This is a genomic window from Fibrobacter sp. UWH9, assembly GCF_900129715.1.
In the GTDB taxonomy this organism is placed as follows: Bacteria; Fibrobacterota; Fibrobacteria; order Fibrobacterales; family Fibrobacteraceae; genus Fibrobacter.
Window position 1 is genome coordinate 1 of sequence record NZ_FQWP01000037.1, and the last position, 16,155, is coordinate 16,155.

12 protein-coding genes and 1 rRNA gene are annotated in these 16,155 nt (G+C 49.1%); 8 read left to right on the forward strand and 5 right to left on the reverse strand.

All coding sequences use genetic code 11. The annotated features are described in order from the left end of the window. From rrf to BUB94_RS16990, 3 genes are all read left to right on the forward strand, one after another. A 5S ribosomal RNA gene (rrf, locus tag BUB94_RS15700) occupies nucleotides 1-90 on the forward strand; the annotation flags it as partial. A 386-nt stretch (nucleotides 91-476) separates the two neighbouring features. Then, nucleotides 477-632 carry a hypothetical protein gene (locus BUB94_RS16985; protein WP_158236520.1) on the forward strand — a complete coding sequence of 52 codons (156 nt, stop codon included), beginning with the start codon at nucleotides 477-479 and terminating at the stop codon, nucleotides 630-632. Nucleotides 633-653: 21 nt separating this feature from the next. Continuing rightward, complete coding sequence (locus BUB94_RS16990) at nucleotides 654-809, forward strand: hypothetical protein (RefSeq protein WP_158236521.1); 156 nt, start codon at nucleotides 654-656, stop codon at nucleotides 807-809. Between the two features lie 131 nt (nucleotides 810-940). Here BUB94_RS16990 and BUB94_RS16995 read toward each other — a convergent pair whose 3' ends face one another. Beyond that, nucleotides 941-1,096, reverse strand: a complete 156-nt coding sequence (locus BUB94_RS16995) for a hypothetical protein (RefSeq protein ID WP_175549753.1) — start codon at nucleotides 1,094-1,096, stop codon at nucleotides 941-943. A 475-nt stretch (nucleotides 1,097-1,571) separates the two neighbouring features. Beyond that, nucleotides 1,572-2,570, reverse strand: a complete 999-nt coding sequence (locus BUB94_RS15710) for a hypothetical protein (protein ID WP_073238829.1) — start codon at nucleotides 2,568-2,570, stop codon at nucleotides 1,572-1,574. 146 nt (nucleotides 2,571-2,716) lie between these two features. Between BUB94_RS15710 and BUB94_RS15715 the strand changes: the two genes are divergently transcribed. The 4 genes from BUB94_RS15715 to BUB94_RS15730 all read left to right on the forward strand — a co-directional run bounded on the left by BUB94_RS15715 (nucleotide 2,717) and on the right by BUB94_RS15730 (nucleotide 10,214). Further along, nucleotides 2,717-4,249 (forward strand): AAA family ATPase, encoded by a 1,533-nt coding sequence (locus BUB94_RS15715; protein WP_073161269.1) that lies wholly within the window; start codon nucleotides 2,717-2,719, stop codon nucleotides 4,247-4,249. A 6-nt stretch (nucleotides 4,250-4,255) separates the two neighbouring features. After that, complete coding sequence (locus BUB94_RS15720; RefSeq protein ID WP_073238832.1) at nucleotides 4,256-5,275, forward strand: DUF4435 domain-containing protein; 1,020 nt, start codon at nucleotides 4,256-4,258, stop codon at nucleotides 5,273-5,275. Nucleotides 5,276-5,381: 106 nt separating this feature from the next. Beyond that, nucleotides 5,382-6,644, forward strand: a complete 1,263-nt coding sequence (gene sbcD, locus BUB94_RS15725; RefSeq protein WP_073238835.1) for an exonuclease subunit SbcD — start codon at nucleotides 5,382-5,384, stop codon at nucleotides 6,642-6,644. A gap of 12 nt (nucleotides 6,645-6,656) precedes the next feature. Beyond that, entirely contained in the window at nucleotides 6,657-10,214 is a 3,558-nt protein-coding gene (locus BUB94_RS15730) for an AAA family ATPase (protein ID WP_073238837.1), read from the forward strand. A gap of 14 nt (nucleotides 10,215-10,228) precedes the next feature. Here the strand turns inward: BUB94_RS15730 and BUB94_RS15735 are convergent, their stop codons facing one another. After that, nucleotides 10,229-11,800, reverse strand: coding sequence for a hypothetical protein (locus tag BUB94_RS15735; protein ID WP_073238840.1), 1,572 nt, complete (start codon nucleotides 11,798-11,800; stop codon nucleotides 10,229-10,231). A gap of 211 nt (nucleotides 11,801-12,011) precedes the next feature. Beyond that, nucleotides 12,012-13,463, reverse strand: a complete 1,452-nt coding sequence (locus BUB94_RS15740; protein ID WP_073238843.1) for a hypothetical protein — start codon at nucleotides 13,461-13,463, stop codon at nucleotides 12,012-12,014. Between the two features lie 154 nt (nucleotides 13,464-13,617). On the opposite strand from BUB94_RS15740, the gene BUB94_RS15745 reads away from it, so the two are divergent. Continuing rightward, nucleotides 13,618-14,868 carry a dicarboxylate/amino acid:cation symporter gene (locus BUB94_RS15745; RefSeq protein WP_073238845.1) on the forward strand — a complete coding sequence of 417 codons (1,251 nt, stop codon included), beginning with the start codon at nucleotides 13,618-13,620 and terminating at the stop codon, nucleotides 14,866-14,868. Nucleotides 14,869-14,940: 72 nt separating this feature from the next. Here BUB94_RS15745 and BUB94_RS15750 read toward each other — a convergent pair whose 3' ends face one another. Further along, nucleotides 14,941-15,684, reverse strand: coding sequence for a hypothetical protein (locus BUB94_RS15750; protein ID WP_073238848.1), 744 nt, complete (start codon nucleotides 15,682-15,684; stop codon nucleotides 14,941-14,943). Nucleotides 15,685-16,155: the final 471 nt, after the last annotated feature.

Below are 16,155 nucleotides of genomic sequence, written 5' to 3' on the forward strand. Positions count from 1 at the left end.
TACCCGTTCCCATTCCGAACACGGAAGTCAAGCCTCCTATCGCCGATGGTACCTGGCCTACGGGTCCGGGAGAGTAGGTCGCCGCTGGATTCACGCCCCCCTTGAGGTAAACCTCTCGGGGGGCTTTTTGTTTTTGTATCCGCCGCAGGGGCTTCGACGTGGGCATCGCCCGCCGTACATGGGCGCGGCTTCGGCCCACCGCACCTGCCGTCGCAAGGCGCAGGCCATAAGCTGTCGCAGGAGGCTTACCGGGAAAGGCGGACCCTGCCGGCGGCCTTTCCGCCTGTCCCCGGGTTTGCGGGGCCTGCCCGACGAATACCATTCAAAAAAGTGTTTTTGTTTTTATCTTTATGTCTATGAAACGAGCTTTTACGCGAAAAGATTTTATTATCACTATTGTTATCTTGGTTGTATTTTGTGCGATTACTTTGCCTAAAGTTTTGGGACTTACTTCTGGTTCTCCTGAAAGGCAAGATATGGTTTACGCCAGGAGCGCACAGAAATTGGCTGTCTTGAAGTTCAAGGAAGTTGAGCAGCATGACGGGGAGGTCCTTTACTATTACGATGCCTCTCGCGTAAAGGTTCTTGATGCTGCAAATCGTCGCGATGCAGCGAAGTTGTCCAGTATTTGACCTTATGGTTCTTCTACAAGGATGGATTATGACGGTAGCCGTACTGGTGCTGTCGGGGTTCCTGATGGTAAATTCCTTAAGATCCAGATGGATTCCACCGGAAAGATTCTGGGAATGTTCTGGGTGAAGGAGGCCGAGGTAGGAGAAGCTAATGAGAATGCCCCTGCTGAAGATTAGGGTCAGGATGTCTTAAGGGCATTGCAAAAAACGCGGGATTGTTTCCCGCGTTTGCTTTTTTAGGTGTTATGGTGGATAAGACAAATAACCGTGTGAAGCCTGCTTGGGGTTATTCCCCATGAGTGATTGCCCTAGCGGGCTGCGTTGCGGCTTGCCTGCTGGATTTGCTGGATGTCTTTGCCGTTGAGAGCGTAGGCGTATTTTTCTAGGCGCTGCTCCATGAAGGTCATTTGCTTTACCAGCTTGTTTTTTTCGTTTGCCAGGCGTTTGTATTCCGGATTGCGCATCAGGGGATTTTCTTCTTAATTCGTATTTGCCATTTTTTCTTCCTTTTTTTGTCTTACGATACTTTTATCGTTTTGAAATTGTGAAGTGTCGAGTGGAAGTGAAAAAATTCTAGATTTCTCCGTTTTACTATACAAATGCATTTGCGGCATCTGTAAAGCCGCCTTTGGATAGCGATGGCTGTTACGCTATTTCTACTGCAGATGAACTTTATGGATTCAGTAGAATGTAGGTTTAGGAAATGGAATACCGTTGGTTAGGATTACTGAATTCCATTTCCGGTTTGTATGTAAAAGATTCATATTTTGCAGGACCTTAATCCCGGGGTGTACTTTATTTCATCAAGGATGGGACGAAATATCAGACAAGTAAACTGCAGTTGAAATAAGTCCGGATTTTTTTTACCCGAACGAGAAAAAGGCAAGTCTCACGACCTGCCTTTTTTCAATTCATTCGTAGTAAACCGTTGCGTAAATCCTAGATCTTCCAGAGGGAAGGGATGGGGCTGGTGCTATCGTAGATGTCGTCGGCTTCGCGCATGGTAATGGACTTACTCTTGAGAGGAAGCATGCGGCGGGCGTCATCGTTGGCGGCCTTGCTGTAGGCTCCTGCCTTCTTGAACCAGCGGAGGGCTACGTTGTACATCTTGGCGCGTTCCAGGATCTTGCCGATGGCGGCGATGGCGTTACCGTAGGCTTCGCTGTCGTCTCCGGAAAACTTGAAATAGGCATCCAGTTCGCTTTCCCAGAAATCCAGTTCCTGGTAGCAGGGGAGCACTACAGATTCGCTGATGGTAACGGCGTCCATGTTGCCTGCCTTTGCGTTGGCGGCGATGGCGACGATGGCTTCTGCAAGTTCCTTGCGGCCGGTCTTCTTTGCGATTTCGAGCCAGGGGGCGATAAAGCGTGTGACGCCGTGGAAGGATTGCATGCGGGCGAGAGCTGCATCGGCATCGGCGAGGCCTGCGTCCTTGGCTTTCTTGTACCAGCCGGCAGCCTTGGCGTGGTTTCCTGCCTCTTCGCACTTTTTGCCGAAGTCGTTGGCCATGTTGCCGGATTCGGCGGCGGCGATTGCGGAGAGTTCTTCTGCGCTGCTGCCGTCTTCATCCAGTTCGCCGGCGGAGAGGTACATCTCGTAGGCGGTTTCCAGCAGGTTGGCGCGGACGAAGTACGTGGCCAGTGCCAGGGCGAGCTTGCGGGTGTAGGGCGGAGTCTGGAGGGCGTATTCCTGCCAGTCGGCGGCTTCGCCTGCAGGGATTTCAGCTACGGATTCGGTGCCGGCGGCAATAGTTGCGGCATGACCCTTGGCCTGTGCAATCTTTTCAAGAGCCTTGCGGCCTACTGCTGAAGTGCTGTCTTCCACAGAGGAACCGACAATCAGTTCAAGCAGAGCCTGTGCAATCTTGAAATGACCTTGATTCTTTGCCATGACTAGGCGGCTATAATAGCTTGGGATGACTGCTGCGTCAAGATTCATAATGCCCTCGGTAAGTTTTTATAGTTTGCAGTTCTTTTCCTGCGAACTCATAAATAGAAATTATTTGTTGGCGGTTTTCGGGCATTTTTTGGGGATATCGCCATTTTTAGGGGTTCATCGGGGTTTATTGAATTAGATTTAAGTCTATGAAGAGAATTACCTCCCTGAAGATCGAGAAGCTGTTCGGTACTTTCGACTACGAAATTGATTTCGAGAAGACCGACGGTTTTACCATTTTGACTGCACCCAATGGTTTCGGCAAGTCCACCGTCCTGAAGATTATCCGTGCTGCCGCCGTGGGCAATTTCTGCTATTTTGCGGGCCTGGTTTTTGACCGTATCGAAATGAAGTTCAAGGGCACCATGGGAGACGAGTGGAGACCTAGAATGGGGCCGGGATCGGAACCTCTCAGTGACGAGGAGGCGGCAAGGCCCAAGGAAACCATATTGTTCATCGAGAAGACGGCCCGTGTCGTGGAGGAGTCGGAAGAGGAGGCCTCATCTTCTGAGAATAGCGACGAGGAGACTTTCCAGCCTTACGTTTGCCGCATCTGTTGCGATGACTTCGAGAATTTCTTTACGGATGAGGATATCGACCGTTCCGTCAGCGAGGTGGTGGGTTCCATCCAGACATTGGAGCCCATGTACCAATATATGTCAAATGGGTCCTGCAGACTTTGGAAAGACAAGAAGGATGGGGAAGTCTTCGACATGTCGGGTGTGTTCCGCAGGTACAGTCTGCACTTCCGCAGGATATTCCCGTGGCTTGTCACATTGGTGCGTCGCCTGAATTTCGAGGTGAACTACATCAGTACCAACCGCCTGTACAACGAAGAGATCGAAAGGTCGGTTTCGGGTTTCGCCGGACGCGTTCGTGGCCGTCAGATCGAAGAGGGGCAGGACCTGGGGCTGAACCCTCACCTTCTGAAGATTTTCAGTATCAGTGACGATATCCGTGCGGCTCATAACCGCTGCATGCGGGCGCAGCTCCAGATTGCCCGAAATCTTGAATCCAACTTCGTGGACCGTGTGGTGGAAACGCTGAACCAGAAAAATCGTCCTTCCGCCGAGGAGACCCGCAAGAAGATTTCCTCCAAGATGACTTCCATCGCCAGGCTGGAGAAGAGTTGCAACGAGTTCGGTATCATTACTTCGGCCAACAAGAAGAAGAGCAAGAATCCCGAGACCGATGACGATTCCGCATTGATCGTGTTCAGCATGTATCTGGATGATGTGAAGGCCAAGATGGATGTTTTTGAACCGCTGATCAAGAAGCTGAAGATTTTCTCGGAGTCGCTGAAGGAACTGCTGGACCTGAAGACGGTTACCATCAATCTCTCGGACTGGGAAAGTATCCTGGGGATCAAGAATTCCAGGTCCGGTGCAGCCATTCCCCTGGATGCCCTGTCTTCTGGTGAACAGCATCTGATTGTGCTTCTGGGGCGTCTGCTTTTTGATGCCAATAATTCCGAGGCGCTGGTGATGATGGACGAACCTGAAATTTCCTTCCACCCCAGTTGGCAGGAGGAGTTTTCTGAGATCCTCTTCAAGATTCAGAACGAGTCCCGCGATGCGAAGAACGCAAGGCCCAAGCGCCAGTTTATCGTGGCGACTCATTCGCCGGCCTTTATCGGCGATCACTGGGACAAGACTGTGGAACTGGCCAAGATGGTCAAGTAGGTTCGGATGGCTTTCGAGTACCTGGAAGATTTTGGCAGGAAGCGTCCCGCTTACGACGTGAATCTGGCACGAATGCGCAATGACGCCCATTCGGATAAGATTACGTTGTTTGTAGAAGGGGATGACGACCGCACATTCTTCCGGAGTCACCTGAAGGACCGTCTTAAATGGAAAATCGAATTCGGCCCCAAGAAGAAGGGCGTGCTTGCCCGCTACCGGAAATACCTGGAAAATCCGACGGTCCATTTTGCGGTGTTCTGCGTGGATCTGGATTTTGACTTTGCCGTGGAACTTTTGAAAAAATCAAGGGATGACAGTTCGCGGATCATCGATGATGAACAGCTGCTGTATCAGCTTTTTGATGTAGACGCCTGCGCCGGCTTTAACGATCTTGAAACGTTCCTGTTCCTGTCGGATTCCTATTCTGGCATGATGGTGGAATATTATGACGATGACGAAATCATCGAGAGTATCCGTGACGGGATCAAGACGGTGGGCGTGACCATGGGGGCTTTGCGGGTGGCGAATATCCTGGTTCGCGAGGAATGGGGTTTGCCTGACGATGCCTCGATGCTGTGTCAGCGGGAGGGCGGGAATCATGGCGGCCTGAAGTTTGATGTGGACTTTATGGATTCCTTCGGCTTGCTGGACCTGAAACATCTGACTTCTGCAAGCTTGGAACTGATCGGCGAGAACTTGATGCTGGCCTTTTCGGAGAATGAATATTCTGAACACTTGCCTGCCGTTATAAAGAGGGCGGCGGAGGTCCTGGATTTTATCGAGGGCCACCCGAAATATTTTGCCAATTTCCTGCGGGGCCACGACCTGATGGATTTGCTTGCCCGTAGAATGGCCTTTGACAGGAACCGCAAGGGGAGTTCATTCAAGTCCAGGAAAAAACTGCCCGATGGCGGCAAGGTGGATTTCGAGAAATTCCGCGAAGAGCTGGAATCGGACCTTCGAAAGGCGGCAGGCGATTCCATGGAGCGGATCAAGGAATTCCCCCTGGGCAGATTGCTGAAATAATTTTTTCTCCCATATTTGACATTTTAGTGTCAATCTTCGATAGTATATTTGTAGACCGAAAAAGAGTCTGGTTCTACAACGCATATTTTTTAGGAGAAGAGAGAAAATGAAGTTTATCCATACGGCGGACTGGCATCTTGGTAACACCATGCATGATATTGACCGTACCGAAGAAACGAAGCAGTTTCTTGCCTGGCTCAAGGATAGGATTGTGGAAACTGGAGCTCAGGCCCTTTTGTTGGCAGGGGATGTGTTTGACGTCGTAAATCCCTCGAATAGTGCGAAGGCTCAGTATTATAGTTTTCTTGCCTCGCTGATTGGAATGGGATGTACCAATGTGGTTGTGGTTGGAGGAAACCATGATTCTGGAACCTTGCTTGACGCTCCCGCTGAACTGCTGTCTGCCTTGAATGTAAAGGTGGTGGGTTCTATCAATAACCGAACTGTAGACGATTTGGTCATCGAGATGAAGGACCGCTCCGGACAGGTCATAGGAATTTGTTGTGCCGTTCCCTTTATGCGCGACCAGGAATTGCGTGAGTTCTACAGGAACGAAAGTTTTGACGATGCCGATATCCTAAAGCGTTTTTATGCCGATGTGTACAATCGTGCTGTGGACCTTCGCGGTGATCGCCAGATTCCCATTGTGGCGACTGGGCATCTTTACGCTGCCAACCTGTCTGGACGTAATCAGGAAGATTCCTATACGGCTGGTGATGACGGCGTTCGCGATGTGGTTGGTACTTTGGGGAATGTGACTGTAGATGTATTCCCGGAGGGGCTGGATTATGTTGCCCTGGGTCATATCCATTATGATACCATGGTGGCCAAGAATCCGAAGGTCCGCTATTCCGGTTCCCCCTTCGTTATGGGCTTTGATGAATGCACGCACAAGCGTAAGGTTCTCTTGGTGGATACGGAAGGCTCTCTGAAGGTAGAAAAGCTGGAAGTTCCTAGGGCGATCCGTTTTGAGCAGATTGAAGGGGACCTGAATTCTATCAAGAATTCACTGAAGGCTCTGGACAAGGAATTGGCGGAGAATCCCATGGATACCTATGTGGATGTATTGCTGACTTCTGGTGAAATGGTCAATTTGAACGATGCCCTGGCCGTAGAAGAAAAGAGCAGTCATTTTGTAGTGAAGCGTCATAGGATTTCTAGAGAAATCCTGAGAAGGGTGGGGAGTACCTACAGCGAGAATGTGGAATCTACAAAACAGTACGAAAAGGAAGATTACTTCAAGATGTTGATTGCTTCAAGGCTGCAGGTAGATATTGATTCCGATGAGGCCAAGGCATCTTATGATAGTTTCCTTGATATGTTCAAGGAGGCGGTTGATCTTGCATCTAACATGGAAAGCAAGGTTTAAGGAGGAGAGAAGATGAAGATTAAGAAGGTTGAACTTCGCAATATCAATTCTCTGGCAGGGGATTGGAACATTGATTTTGAAAGTGCTGACTTTGCCGATAGCAGCATGTATTGCATTTCTGGCCCGACGGGTTCCGGAAAGACGTCTATCCTCGATGCCATCTGCCTGGCACTTTATGGTTTGACTCCTAGGCAAGAAAAGATTAATTCCTCTGTGAATGAGGTCATGACGTATGGAACTTTGGAATGTTTTGCCAAGGTGACATTTGAGTGTAAGGGCTCGGTGTATTCGGCTTGCTGGAGTCAGCATCGTGCAGAAAAATCCCGAAAGTTGCAGAGTTATTCCTGGGTGTTGACCGATGAGGAAACTGGCGAGAATAAGGCTTCCTTCTCGAATCAGAAAGATATTGAAGAAAAGATGAAGAATCTTATTGGGCTGGATTTCGATCAGTTTACGAAGTCCATGATGCTTGCCCAGGGTGAATTCAATAAATTCCTGAAGTGTAACGAAAATGACCGTGCCGCCATTCTTGAAAAGTTGACCGGTGATGAAATCTACAGGAAGATCGCCATTGCCGTTCATGACCTGTATGCCAAGGTGGATCACGATGTGGAGCAGCTGAAAGTCAAGATGGACGATAATCAGCCCATGTCTGATGAAGATCGCAAGAAGCTGGATGACGAGATTGCAACCAGCGAAAGCCAGAAGAAGACCTTGACTGATACCGTTGCACGTTTGACAAATATCTGTAATTGGTATGAGACCTTACATGAACGCGAAAGGAGCGTGTCGGAGGCTAGTGCCTTGCAAGTTCAGGCTATTCAGGCAAAGCAGGAATTTGAACCCAACGAGGCGAAGCTGGTGGCAGCCCTGGCTGCACAGGAACTGGAATCTGCCTATGGAATTTTGGGCGAAAAGCGCAAGGCTGTACAGGAAAATGACAAGTCTCTGAAGGATGCTGTTGCCGACTTGCCAAAGTTTGAGGATGCCTTAAAAGAATCCTCTAAGGCGAAAAATGATAAGGCTGCAGCCCTGGATGCTGCGAAGAAGGCTTATGCTGAAGGCGAAATCCTTTGGGAGAAGGTTTCCACTTTGGATGTCAAGATTACAGGTGCCAAGGATAACCTGAAATCTGCTCAGGATGATTGCTCTAAGAAGCAGGGGGAATTGGAAAAAATCCAGCAGGGCGTAGAAACGGTAGCCGTAAAAATCCAAACGATTAGCGATTGCCTGGAAGTTGCTGATGGCTATATCCAGCAGAATGGAAAGGATGCGGAAATTGAATCGAAGTTGTCATTGCTGGAAACCAAGAATCGGGAACTTAAGGCCCAAAATGATGAGCTGAAATGCGCAAAGTCTGCAATGACAAATGCCAAGAAAGCCCTGGAAGATTTCGATGCTTCCTTGATGGGTAAGAAGGATTTGGCTGCCTCTGCCAATGATTATCTGGAAAATCATAAGGATGACGCAAACCTTGTGAATGTTCTGCCCCAGGCTAAGTCTTTCGCCAGCGAAGCGACAAGACACCAGATTGAATCTGAACGGTTGAAATCTGACATTGGCGAAAAGAACAAGTCCATTGCCGATTACATGGAATCCCATAAGAATGAAAGAGCCGTACTTCAGGATTTGAAGAATCAGAAGGAAAAATTGATTCAGCAGGACTTGCCTGTAGTCGTGTTGGAATTGCGAGAACATCTCAAGGATGGCTGCGAATGTCCGGTTTGTGGATCCAAGGAACATCCTGCCTGTGATGGCCATGCTCACCCTGTTGTGGAAGGAATTGAGTCTCTGAATGGTCTGGCTGAAAATCTGCGAACCTTGAATGGTGAAATTGATAAAACCAGCAGTAAGTTGACTGTACTGGATGGCAAGATTTCTGCAGCCCAGAATGATCTTGTGGATTTGAATCGCAAGCTGGAAATGGAAAAGAAGGGTGTCGAAGAGAATTTGAAGAACCTGAACGATGCCTTGTCTTCCTGGGAAAATGGAATTTCCCTGAAAAATGCTAGGGGAGTTCTGAAAGAATTGGAATCACTTTCTGTGAAGTTCATCGAGCAGAAGAATCTTGCGGATACTCTGGGTAAGGAATTGAGCAACGCAGAGGTGGTTCGTGCTGAAAAGGTGCATGCAGAAGCTGATGCGAAGAAACTGTTGGAAGAATCCCAAAATAAGATTCAGGAACTTTCTCTTTGGTTTAGGGAACAGTTGTCTCCTTGGTTCTCCAACATTGAATCGGAATCCATCGATGCACTTCTTTTGGAACTTAAGGCGAAGAGTTCTGATTGGTGTCAGAATGTGGAAGATAAGCAGAACTACGGAACTGAACTGGCTTCCCTTAACACTCAGAAGGCTGAACTGGAAAAGAGTTTGGCTGATGCTATGGCCCGCCTGGCTTCTGTCAAGATCAATTTGAAAGGTCATCAGGATAATCTGAGTGCTCTTGGATTGTCTCGCAAGGAACTGTTTGGCGAAAAGGTTGTTGAAACTGAGCGTCAGGCAGCGCGTAATCTTCAGAAAAACGCGGAGGACGCTTTTGCACAGGCTGCTGATCATGAACAGAAGTCTCGCGAAACCGTGAACTCCTGCCAAAAGAAGATTTCTGAACTTCAGGAAATGCTGGGCCAACAGAAGCCTGAACTGGATAAACTCCAGGCTGGTTTTATGGAGAGTCTTGCTGCTAAGAATTTTGCCGATGAACAGGCCTTTGTTGCTGCACGCCTCCCGGAAAGTGAACGTAAGGCCCTGGCAGAAATGAGGGATTCGCTGGAGCACAAGCTGACCGAGGCCAAGACCTCTGTGAAGAATGCGAATGAACAGTTTGCTGCTCACCAGGCAAAGCGCGATTTCAAGGAAACGGAAGAAGTGGCGAAGATTGGTCTTGATGAATTCAAGACGAAGTTGGATGAATTCAGCAGTGTATTTGCAAATCTGATTGCTGCACGAAAGAACGATGATGATTTGCGTCGGAAGTGTGAGTCCCTGCTGATGCAGCTGAACCAGCTGACTGAAAAGCGCGATCGCTGGGCCCAGATGCAGAGGTGGTTCAATGGAAACAAGCTGAACAATAGTACCGGCAATGAATTTGTCAGGTTTATCCAGGTGATTACCCTGAAGAACTTGCTTCGAACTGCCAACGGACACCTTCACGATATGTTCCCCCGCTATGAACTTACCGTAAAGGATGATAGTCTGGATATCATGCTGATTGACCATCATAACAGCGATGCCATCCGTCCTATCAGCAATATTTCAGGCGGTGAGGGCTTCTTGGTGAGTCTTGCTCTTGCCTTGGGAATTTCTACCCTTGCCAGCAAGAATGTCTGCATCGACTCCATGTTCCTGGACGAAGGCTTTGGAACGCTGGATGCCCGCATGTTGCAGGATACCATTGTAGTTCTGCAGAAGCTTCAGCAGGAAAAGGGAAAGATGCTGGGTGTTATTACCCACGTAGATTTGGTAAAGGGCGAACTTCCCATTCATATCGATGTTGTTCCCCAGGGTGGTGGCCGCAGCCTCTTGAAAGGGGCGGGCGTATCCCGGCCTAATTCCAGGAATCTTGCCGGGTAACCCTTACTTCGCTATCAGTAATAGAGGAATACGTGCTTAAGGTCCTCGGCGCAATTGCTGGGACCTGAAGCCGTTTCGCTGGGGGTACTGGATACGACGCTGGAGTAGCGGCCATCTCCATCCATAAATCTGATCTTGCCATGATTGTTTGTGTGCAAGGCGCAGGACATTCCCAGTGGCGTGAGCATGGGGAGACTTTTCCAGAAGTTGTTCTTCTTGATGGAAGCGAGAAGGTTCGAGGCGTTGGCCTTGTAGTTCCTGTAGGATTGTTCCGCGTCTGCATTTGTCTGGATGAATGCCTGCCAGATGTCTCGGCAGCGGAGGTTGTGGGAGTTTCCCTTGATGGGGGCGTTATCCATGGCGAAATGGAGGGCGCTCATGAGGGCGATTTCGAACTCTCCGCTAAATTTTTCCTGTTCCTGGGCGGGGCCTGCAATAATCCCTGAGCCTGATTGTCTTTGCCTAAGTCCCTGGACTTGGGCGTTCAGATTTTGGATTTGCCAGTCTGCGTTCATCAGCTCTTTTTGGGCGTCCTCGCTGGCGGTCATGATCTCGTCGGCGATTTTCTGGATTTCGTCGATTTCGGCATCCTTCATGGCGATGGCGCTTTCCTTGGATTTCTTGAGGCGCTCCAGCTTTTTCTGCAGTTCTTCCAATTCACGGTTTTGGCGGTTGGCGGCTTGCCGGCTGGATTCTGCTGCCAGGGCGCAGGCCTTTTGCGCTGCGGTCAGCTGTTCCCTGAGACTTTCCATTTCCTGCTTTTGACGCTCGATGCGGTTCTGCAGTTTTTCCTGTCGGGTCTTTTTGGCCTCTTTTTTCTGTTGCTTGGCTTCTTCCTTGGTGGCGGGGCGGGTGATGTTGAATGTTCCGTGGGGCGTCTTGATGGTTTCCTTGATGGGCTTTGAACCTTCGATTTTTTGACCGCTAATTTTTGAAATGTTCAGCGTCCAGGAACTGTCCTTGTTGCCGAAGTAGAAATCGGGAATTTTGATTGGGTTTGGTTTTCGGAACATCGTTTCGTAGAAAATCTTGAATCCGATAATGCAGGGGCAGACGTGCCAAGGTTCTCCGATGCAGACGCTTATCTTCGGAGGCCATTGAGAGGGGATCGCGTAAATCTGGAAAAGGTGTAAAATCTCGAAATACTTTTCGGCGTCTTCTGAATGCCAGAAATTCCTGAGGTCCTCGGGCAGGAAGTGTGCTGTGATAAAGATGTTGGCGCTACAACTCTTCCCCTTTTTTCGAAGGATAACCCGGAGGTTCATGGACGGCGAAGGCAGTCTCATTTCGAAGGATTGAAATTCTGTATTGGCGAAGGTGGTGACGTCGCTCCAGATGCCGGTCTGGTCGCAGCCAAAGGTAATGAGATCTTGCAGCCAGTGGTTTGGAACTTCCTTGAATCTTTCGCGGTGGATATTCCTATAGCCCCATTGGCCAACTGTCATGGTGGCGATTTTTTCTAGCGGGAGTTCCTCAAGTGGAATTTCGATGTGGAAGGTATGGGGGATGAGCCCATTGCAATGTTGAACGTTATGATTTTTGAGTACAGTAAAGTCTACAGCAGACAAGGTGAATGCCTGTTTCATATTGCCTCTAAAAGGTTAGCTTTGTTTTTTATGCGTCCCCAAAAACAAGGAATTTATTATTCCTTATCCTTGGGTGATAGTTTATTCTTGATTTTGTTATGTTATGTAAAAATGACGATATAAAAAATGTGCCTACAATAATAAGCACATTTTTAGATAAATTCAATCTTTTTTAGAAAATTAGTTCATTTTGCAAACAATTGTTGCTTTTTTACGGGATGTCGTTGGGCCTGATGCCGAAGGCCCTGGCATTCTCGATCAGGATGATTTCCGATGAGCCGTCGGTGAAGTGGTCTTCTTCCTGTTCGTTCGTGAAGGTGGACATGCCCTTTTCGTAGGCGGCAGCGAAGGTGGATGGCTTACTGCCCCAGGCCATGGTGGTTTCCAGGAAGTTGTAGTTGGAGTCCTCTTCGTTGGTGGACCAGCCCAGGAAGGCATGACCGGGGATGTTGACGATGACGGTGTGCATTCCAAGGGATTCCAGGATGCTGGCGAAGAGGTTGGTGCCTTCGATGCAGTTTGCCTGCTTGGTACGGAGCACTTCGATGGGGTACTTGATTTTTTGGCCAGGGGAGCCTGCGTCGGTATTGTTGACGTAGTTGATGCCCTTGGCGCTGAGCACTTCGTATACAGCCTTTACCAATCGTGCCGAACTTTCGGTCATGCTTTCGTCGCCGTCGTAGAGCTGGTAGGCCTTTACGGATCCGTTGGGCAGCTTGGCTTCCAGTTCCTTGTGGATTGCCGTAATGGAGTCCATGTTGGGAGTTACCCATACGGCGCTCCATAGCGAGCGGTTTTGCACGTTGACGTATTCGGCGCCGTTGATTTGCATGGGGTGGATGGTAGACGGCTCAGATGAAGAATAGAAGAGGATTTCGTGATCGTTTTCCAGGGCGTAGGCGCGGATCTGGATCTGCACCTGTTCGGGGGCGGTAAGGGCAGCCAATGCCTTGTTGTTGAATTTGAGGCTGGGGGCGAAAATTCTTGTGGTGTCGGGGTTAACGAAATCGGTAACGCTGGCTGTGTCAGTGAATCCGTCGATCCAGGACTTGACGGTGATTTTCTTCCAGCGGCAGGGAATCTCCGGCTCGCTGAACGAAGTTCTGTTTTCGCAGGTGTTCTTGACGGTGATGGATACCGGCACAGGAAGCACTTCGCCCTTGGAATTGATGTAGTCCTTGTACATCAGGGGGTACTGATTGGCGAAGGCGCCGTAGATGTCCTTCTTGACGGACCATGTCCAGGCATTGAGGGTGCGGATGGCTGCCTGGCTGTAGATATCGGCGTAGACGCTGTCGTAGAGCTTGGCGTACATGGAGTCGAAATCGGCTTCCTTCAGGCTGTCGATGAGGGCTTCGCGGACGGAGTCCATCCAGGCGTCAGAAAAGGCGTTGTCGAAGAGAATCTTGTAGACGGTGTCTACGTAGGGTTCTGCGTAAAGGGAATCCCACAGGGTGCCGGTGATTTCGTCGCGGATGGCGCTTGCCAGGGAATCTACGTTGACTTCCTTGGCGTCCTTGCCGTTTTTGCCATCTTTACCGTCTGCGCCGTTGATACCGTCGCTGCCGTTGTCGCCGGAACATGCGGAAAGGGAAATTGTAGCTGCGAATACGAGAACGATGCCGGCAATTTTTGCCAGACCTTTAAAAAAAGAAATCCTCATTAAACCTCCAAAAAGATTTGCTGAATAGATAAAAATTGAGAGTTTATTTGTCAAATGGGTCCGTCTGATTTTTTATAACAGATGTAAAAGTTTTTACCATATGAATTTTTAATCTTTCTAAATTTTCGGTCAGATTTTTTTTAGTGAGGTCCAAATGTCTCAGAACGAAAATGCTATGGCCGGAGCCGCCAGGAAAGTCAAGTCTGTCAAGACGCAGGTTATTGTCTGGGTTGTTGCGCTGGTGCTTGGTGCCCTTTTGGGTCTGATCCAGAGTGAAGGTCTGCAGAACCTGATTGACTTCATCGCTTCTGTTTATACCCGCCTGTTCCAGTTTGTGGCCGTGCCTACCATTGCGCTTGCCCTCATGACCACTCTTTCTGCCCTGGGTGTCCAGAAGAATACCGGCCGCATTTTTGGCCGTACCATCATCTACACCTTGCTGACCACTTTTGCGGCCGCCTTCGTGGGACTGCTTCTCTATAAGATTATCGGACCGGGCAACCTGCCCATGGATCTGGTCAGTGGCGGTGCCGCCGAAGTTCCCCAGAACCTGAGCGCCATGAGCTATTACGATCATTTCCTCAGCATCGTTCCCAACAATGTGGTGCAGCCCTTCCTCAGCGGTAACGTGCTGGGTATCTTGATGGTGGCCGCTGCCGTGGGCCTGGGCCTCGCCTTTATGCCTGATTCTGATAACAAGCATGCTCTTGTGAAGGTGATCCTCGGTCTTCGCGAATTGCTGTTTACCTTGATCCGCGCTCTCGTCTGGGCTTTGCCCCTTGGCGTTGTGGCCTTTGCCGCCCAGCTTTCTGCACAGGTGAATGCCGGCGTGGTGGTGGGTTCCCTGGGTAAGTACCTGGCTGTGGTCATGGGCGGAAACGCTATCCAGTTCCTCATTGTGCTGCCCCTTTTCCTTATTGCCCGCGGCCTGAATCCTATCCATGTTCTCAAGAAGATGAGCCCCGCTGTGATGATGGCTTTCTTTACCAAGAGTTCCGCCGCAACGTTGCCTGTGACCATGCAGTCTGCCGAAGACAACCTGAAGGTAAAGCCGGAAGTGGCCCGCTTCGTGCTCCCCATCTGCACCACCATCAACATGAACGGTTGCGCCGCCTTCATTTTGGTGACCAGCCTTTTCGTGATGCAGAACAGCGGTGTGGAACTGACTCTCGGCACCATGATCACCTGGGTGTTCATTTCCGTTCTTTCTGCAGTGGGTAACGCTGGCGTTCCCATGGGCTGTTACTTCCTGACCCTTTCCCTCATGGTGGGCATGAATGCAAACATCGGCGTCATGGGCGTGATCCTCCCGCTTTACGCTGTCATCGACATGATCGAGACTGCTGAAAACGTCTGGTCCGACTCCTGCGTCTGCGCCATGACCAACAAGGATCTGAGCAAGTAAGATAAATTAAGACTATGTATAAAAAATCCAGCCCTAGATTTTGGGACTGGATTTTTTTAGTGAAATTTTATTTTAGTAGGTAACCGTTACTTCCCAATCCATGGTGTAGTAGGCAGAACCGTCGTCGGTCTGTTTTATGGTCTTGTCGATTTTCTGTCCTACATCATTGATTGCGTAGCATTTGGTGGATGTGTATTCCTCGTCGTCAAAGAATGCGTCTTCGTCGACAAACTTGGGGCATACCTGAATGATATTGATACCCTTGGGCAATAGTACGGAAACTTCCTTGCTGCCAAACCAGTAGCCCACATCGTTACCGAGATTGATCGTTGTTGTCTTGACAGGATCCATTTCATCGATGCCGTCTTTGCTGGACTTTATGGTAAAGGAAATTCGGGGTTCGCCATCTTCCTTGTCTTTTTCGTCCATAGCTTTTAGCTGCTCGTATTTGAGCAGGTTGATGGTTAGGGTAGTCCGCGCCGTAGTGTAAACGGAAACTTCCTGCTTTGCAGGTTCCTTGATTTCTTCCTTTGGATTTTCGCCGGAATCAGAACTTGTAATTGCATCCGCGTAACCTCCTGAATTGCTGGATTTAGGAGCGGAGGCATCCTTTTCTGCCATCCATTCTCCACCGATGCACACATAGTTGTCGTCCTTATCCTGGACGTATTTTGTTTCGCCTCTGTTGCTACTGTTACAAGCGCCCAGTTCGTAAATGCTGGAAACAGAAGAATCGTTTGGTGCAGATGATGACGAATCGTCAGAACATGCTGCGAAAAATGCGGTGACGGTTGCTGCAAGTAATATTTTCTTCATAAAAGCTCCTTTACTTTGTTGTGAATGCAACCTTTTCGAACTTAAGAAGAACTTGACGACTTTTTATGAAGAATGAATTTCGTTCAAATAAAAAAGGCGTGGTGTCGTTCTTCGCTTACTTACAGACTGAGGCTCGGCAAAGCCATTACGCATAAATAAACGACAACAACCCACGCCCCAATGGGACGTGAGCGTTTGCCTGCTATCTTCTGCGTTTGTGAATTTTGCCGATTCCAGTCTAGAAGATAAGAGCAAAGCTCAAAAAATCCGGTTGCGGTTTCCCGCTATGTAAAACGAAAGTTAGATAAAATTTTTTAGTAGGTCAATAAATAGCGCGGATTCTCATCGTCAAGTAAATCCGATCTAGGCTGAAAACAAAAAAATCCCTAGAAAGTGAATTCTAGGGATGGTTAGGTTTCTAACTTGCGTTTTCGACCAAGAAAAGGACAAGCGATGAGACTTAACCGAGAC

Excerpts from the sequence above, each read along its gene's own strand:
- BUB94_RS15745 (WP_073238845.1), top strand. The coding sequence starts at position 13,618 with ATGTCTCAGAACGAAAATGCTATGGCCGGAGCCGCCAGGAAAGTCAAG.
- BUB94_RS16995 (WP_175549753.1), bottom strand. The coding sequence starts at position 1,096 with ATGCGCAATCCGGAATACAAACGCCTGGCAAACGAAAAAAACAAGCTG.
- BUB94_RS15715 (WP_073161269.1), top strand. The coding sequence starts at position 2,717 with ATGAAGAGAATTACCTCCCTGAAGATCGAGAAGCTGTTCGGTACTTTC.
- BUB94_RS16985 (WP_158236520.1), top strand. The coding sequence starts at position 477 with ATGGTTTACGCCAGGAGCGCACAGAAATTGGCTGTCTTGAAGTTCAAG.
- BUB94_RS15750 (WP_073238848.1), bottom strand. The coding sequence starts at position 15,684 with ATGAAGAAAATATTACTTGCAGCAACCGTCACCGCATTTTTCGCAGCA.
- BUB94_RS15710 (WP_073238829.1), bottom strand. The coding sequence starts at position 2,570 with ATGAATCTTGACGCAGCAGTCATCCCAAGCTATTATAGCCGCCTAGTC.
- BUB94_RS16990 (WP_158236521.1), top strand. The coding sequence starts at position 654 with ATGGATTATGACGGTAGCCGTACTGGTGCTGTCGGGGTTCCTGATGGT.
- BUB94_RS15740 (WP_073238843.1), bottom strand. The coding sequence starts at position 13,463 with ATGAGGATTTCTTTTTTTAAAGGTCTGGCAAAAATTGCCGGCATCGTT.
- BUB94_RS15735 (WP_073238840.1), bottom strand. The coding sequence starts at position 11,800 with ATGAAACAGGCATTCACCTTGTCTGCTGTAGACTTTACTGTACTCAAA.
- BUB94_RS15720 (WP_073238832.1), top strand. The coding sequence starts at position 4,256 with ATGGCTTTCGAGTACCTGGAAGATTTTGGCAGGAAGCGTCCCGCTTAC.
- sbcD (WP_073238835.1), top strand. The coding sequence starts at position 5,382 with ATGAAGTTTATCCATACGGCGGACTGGCATCTTGGTAACACCATGCAT.
- BUB94_RS15730 (WP_073238837.1), top strand. The coding sequence starts at position 6,657 with ATGAAGATTAAGAAGGTTGAACTTCGCAATATCAATTCTCTGGCAGGG.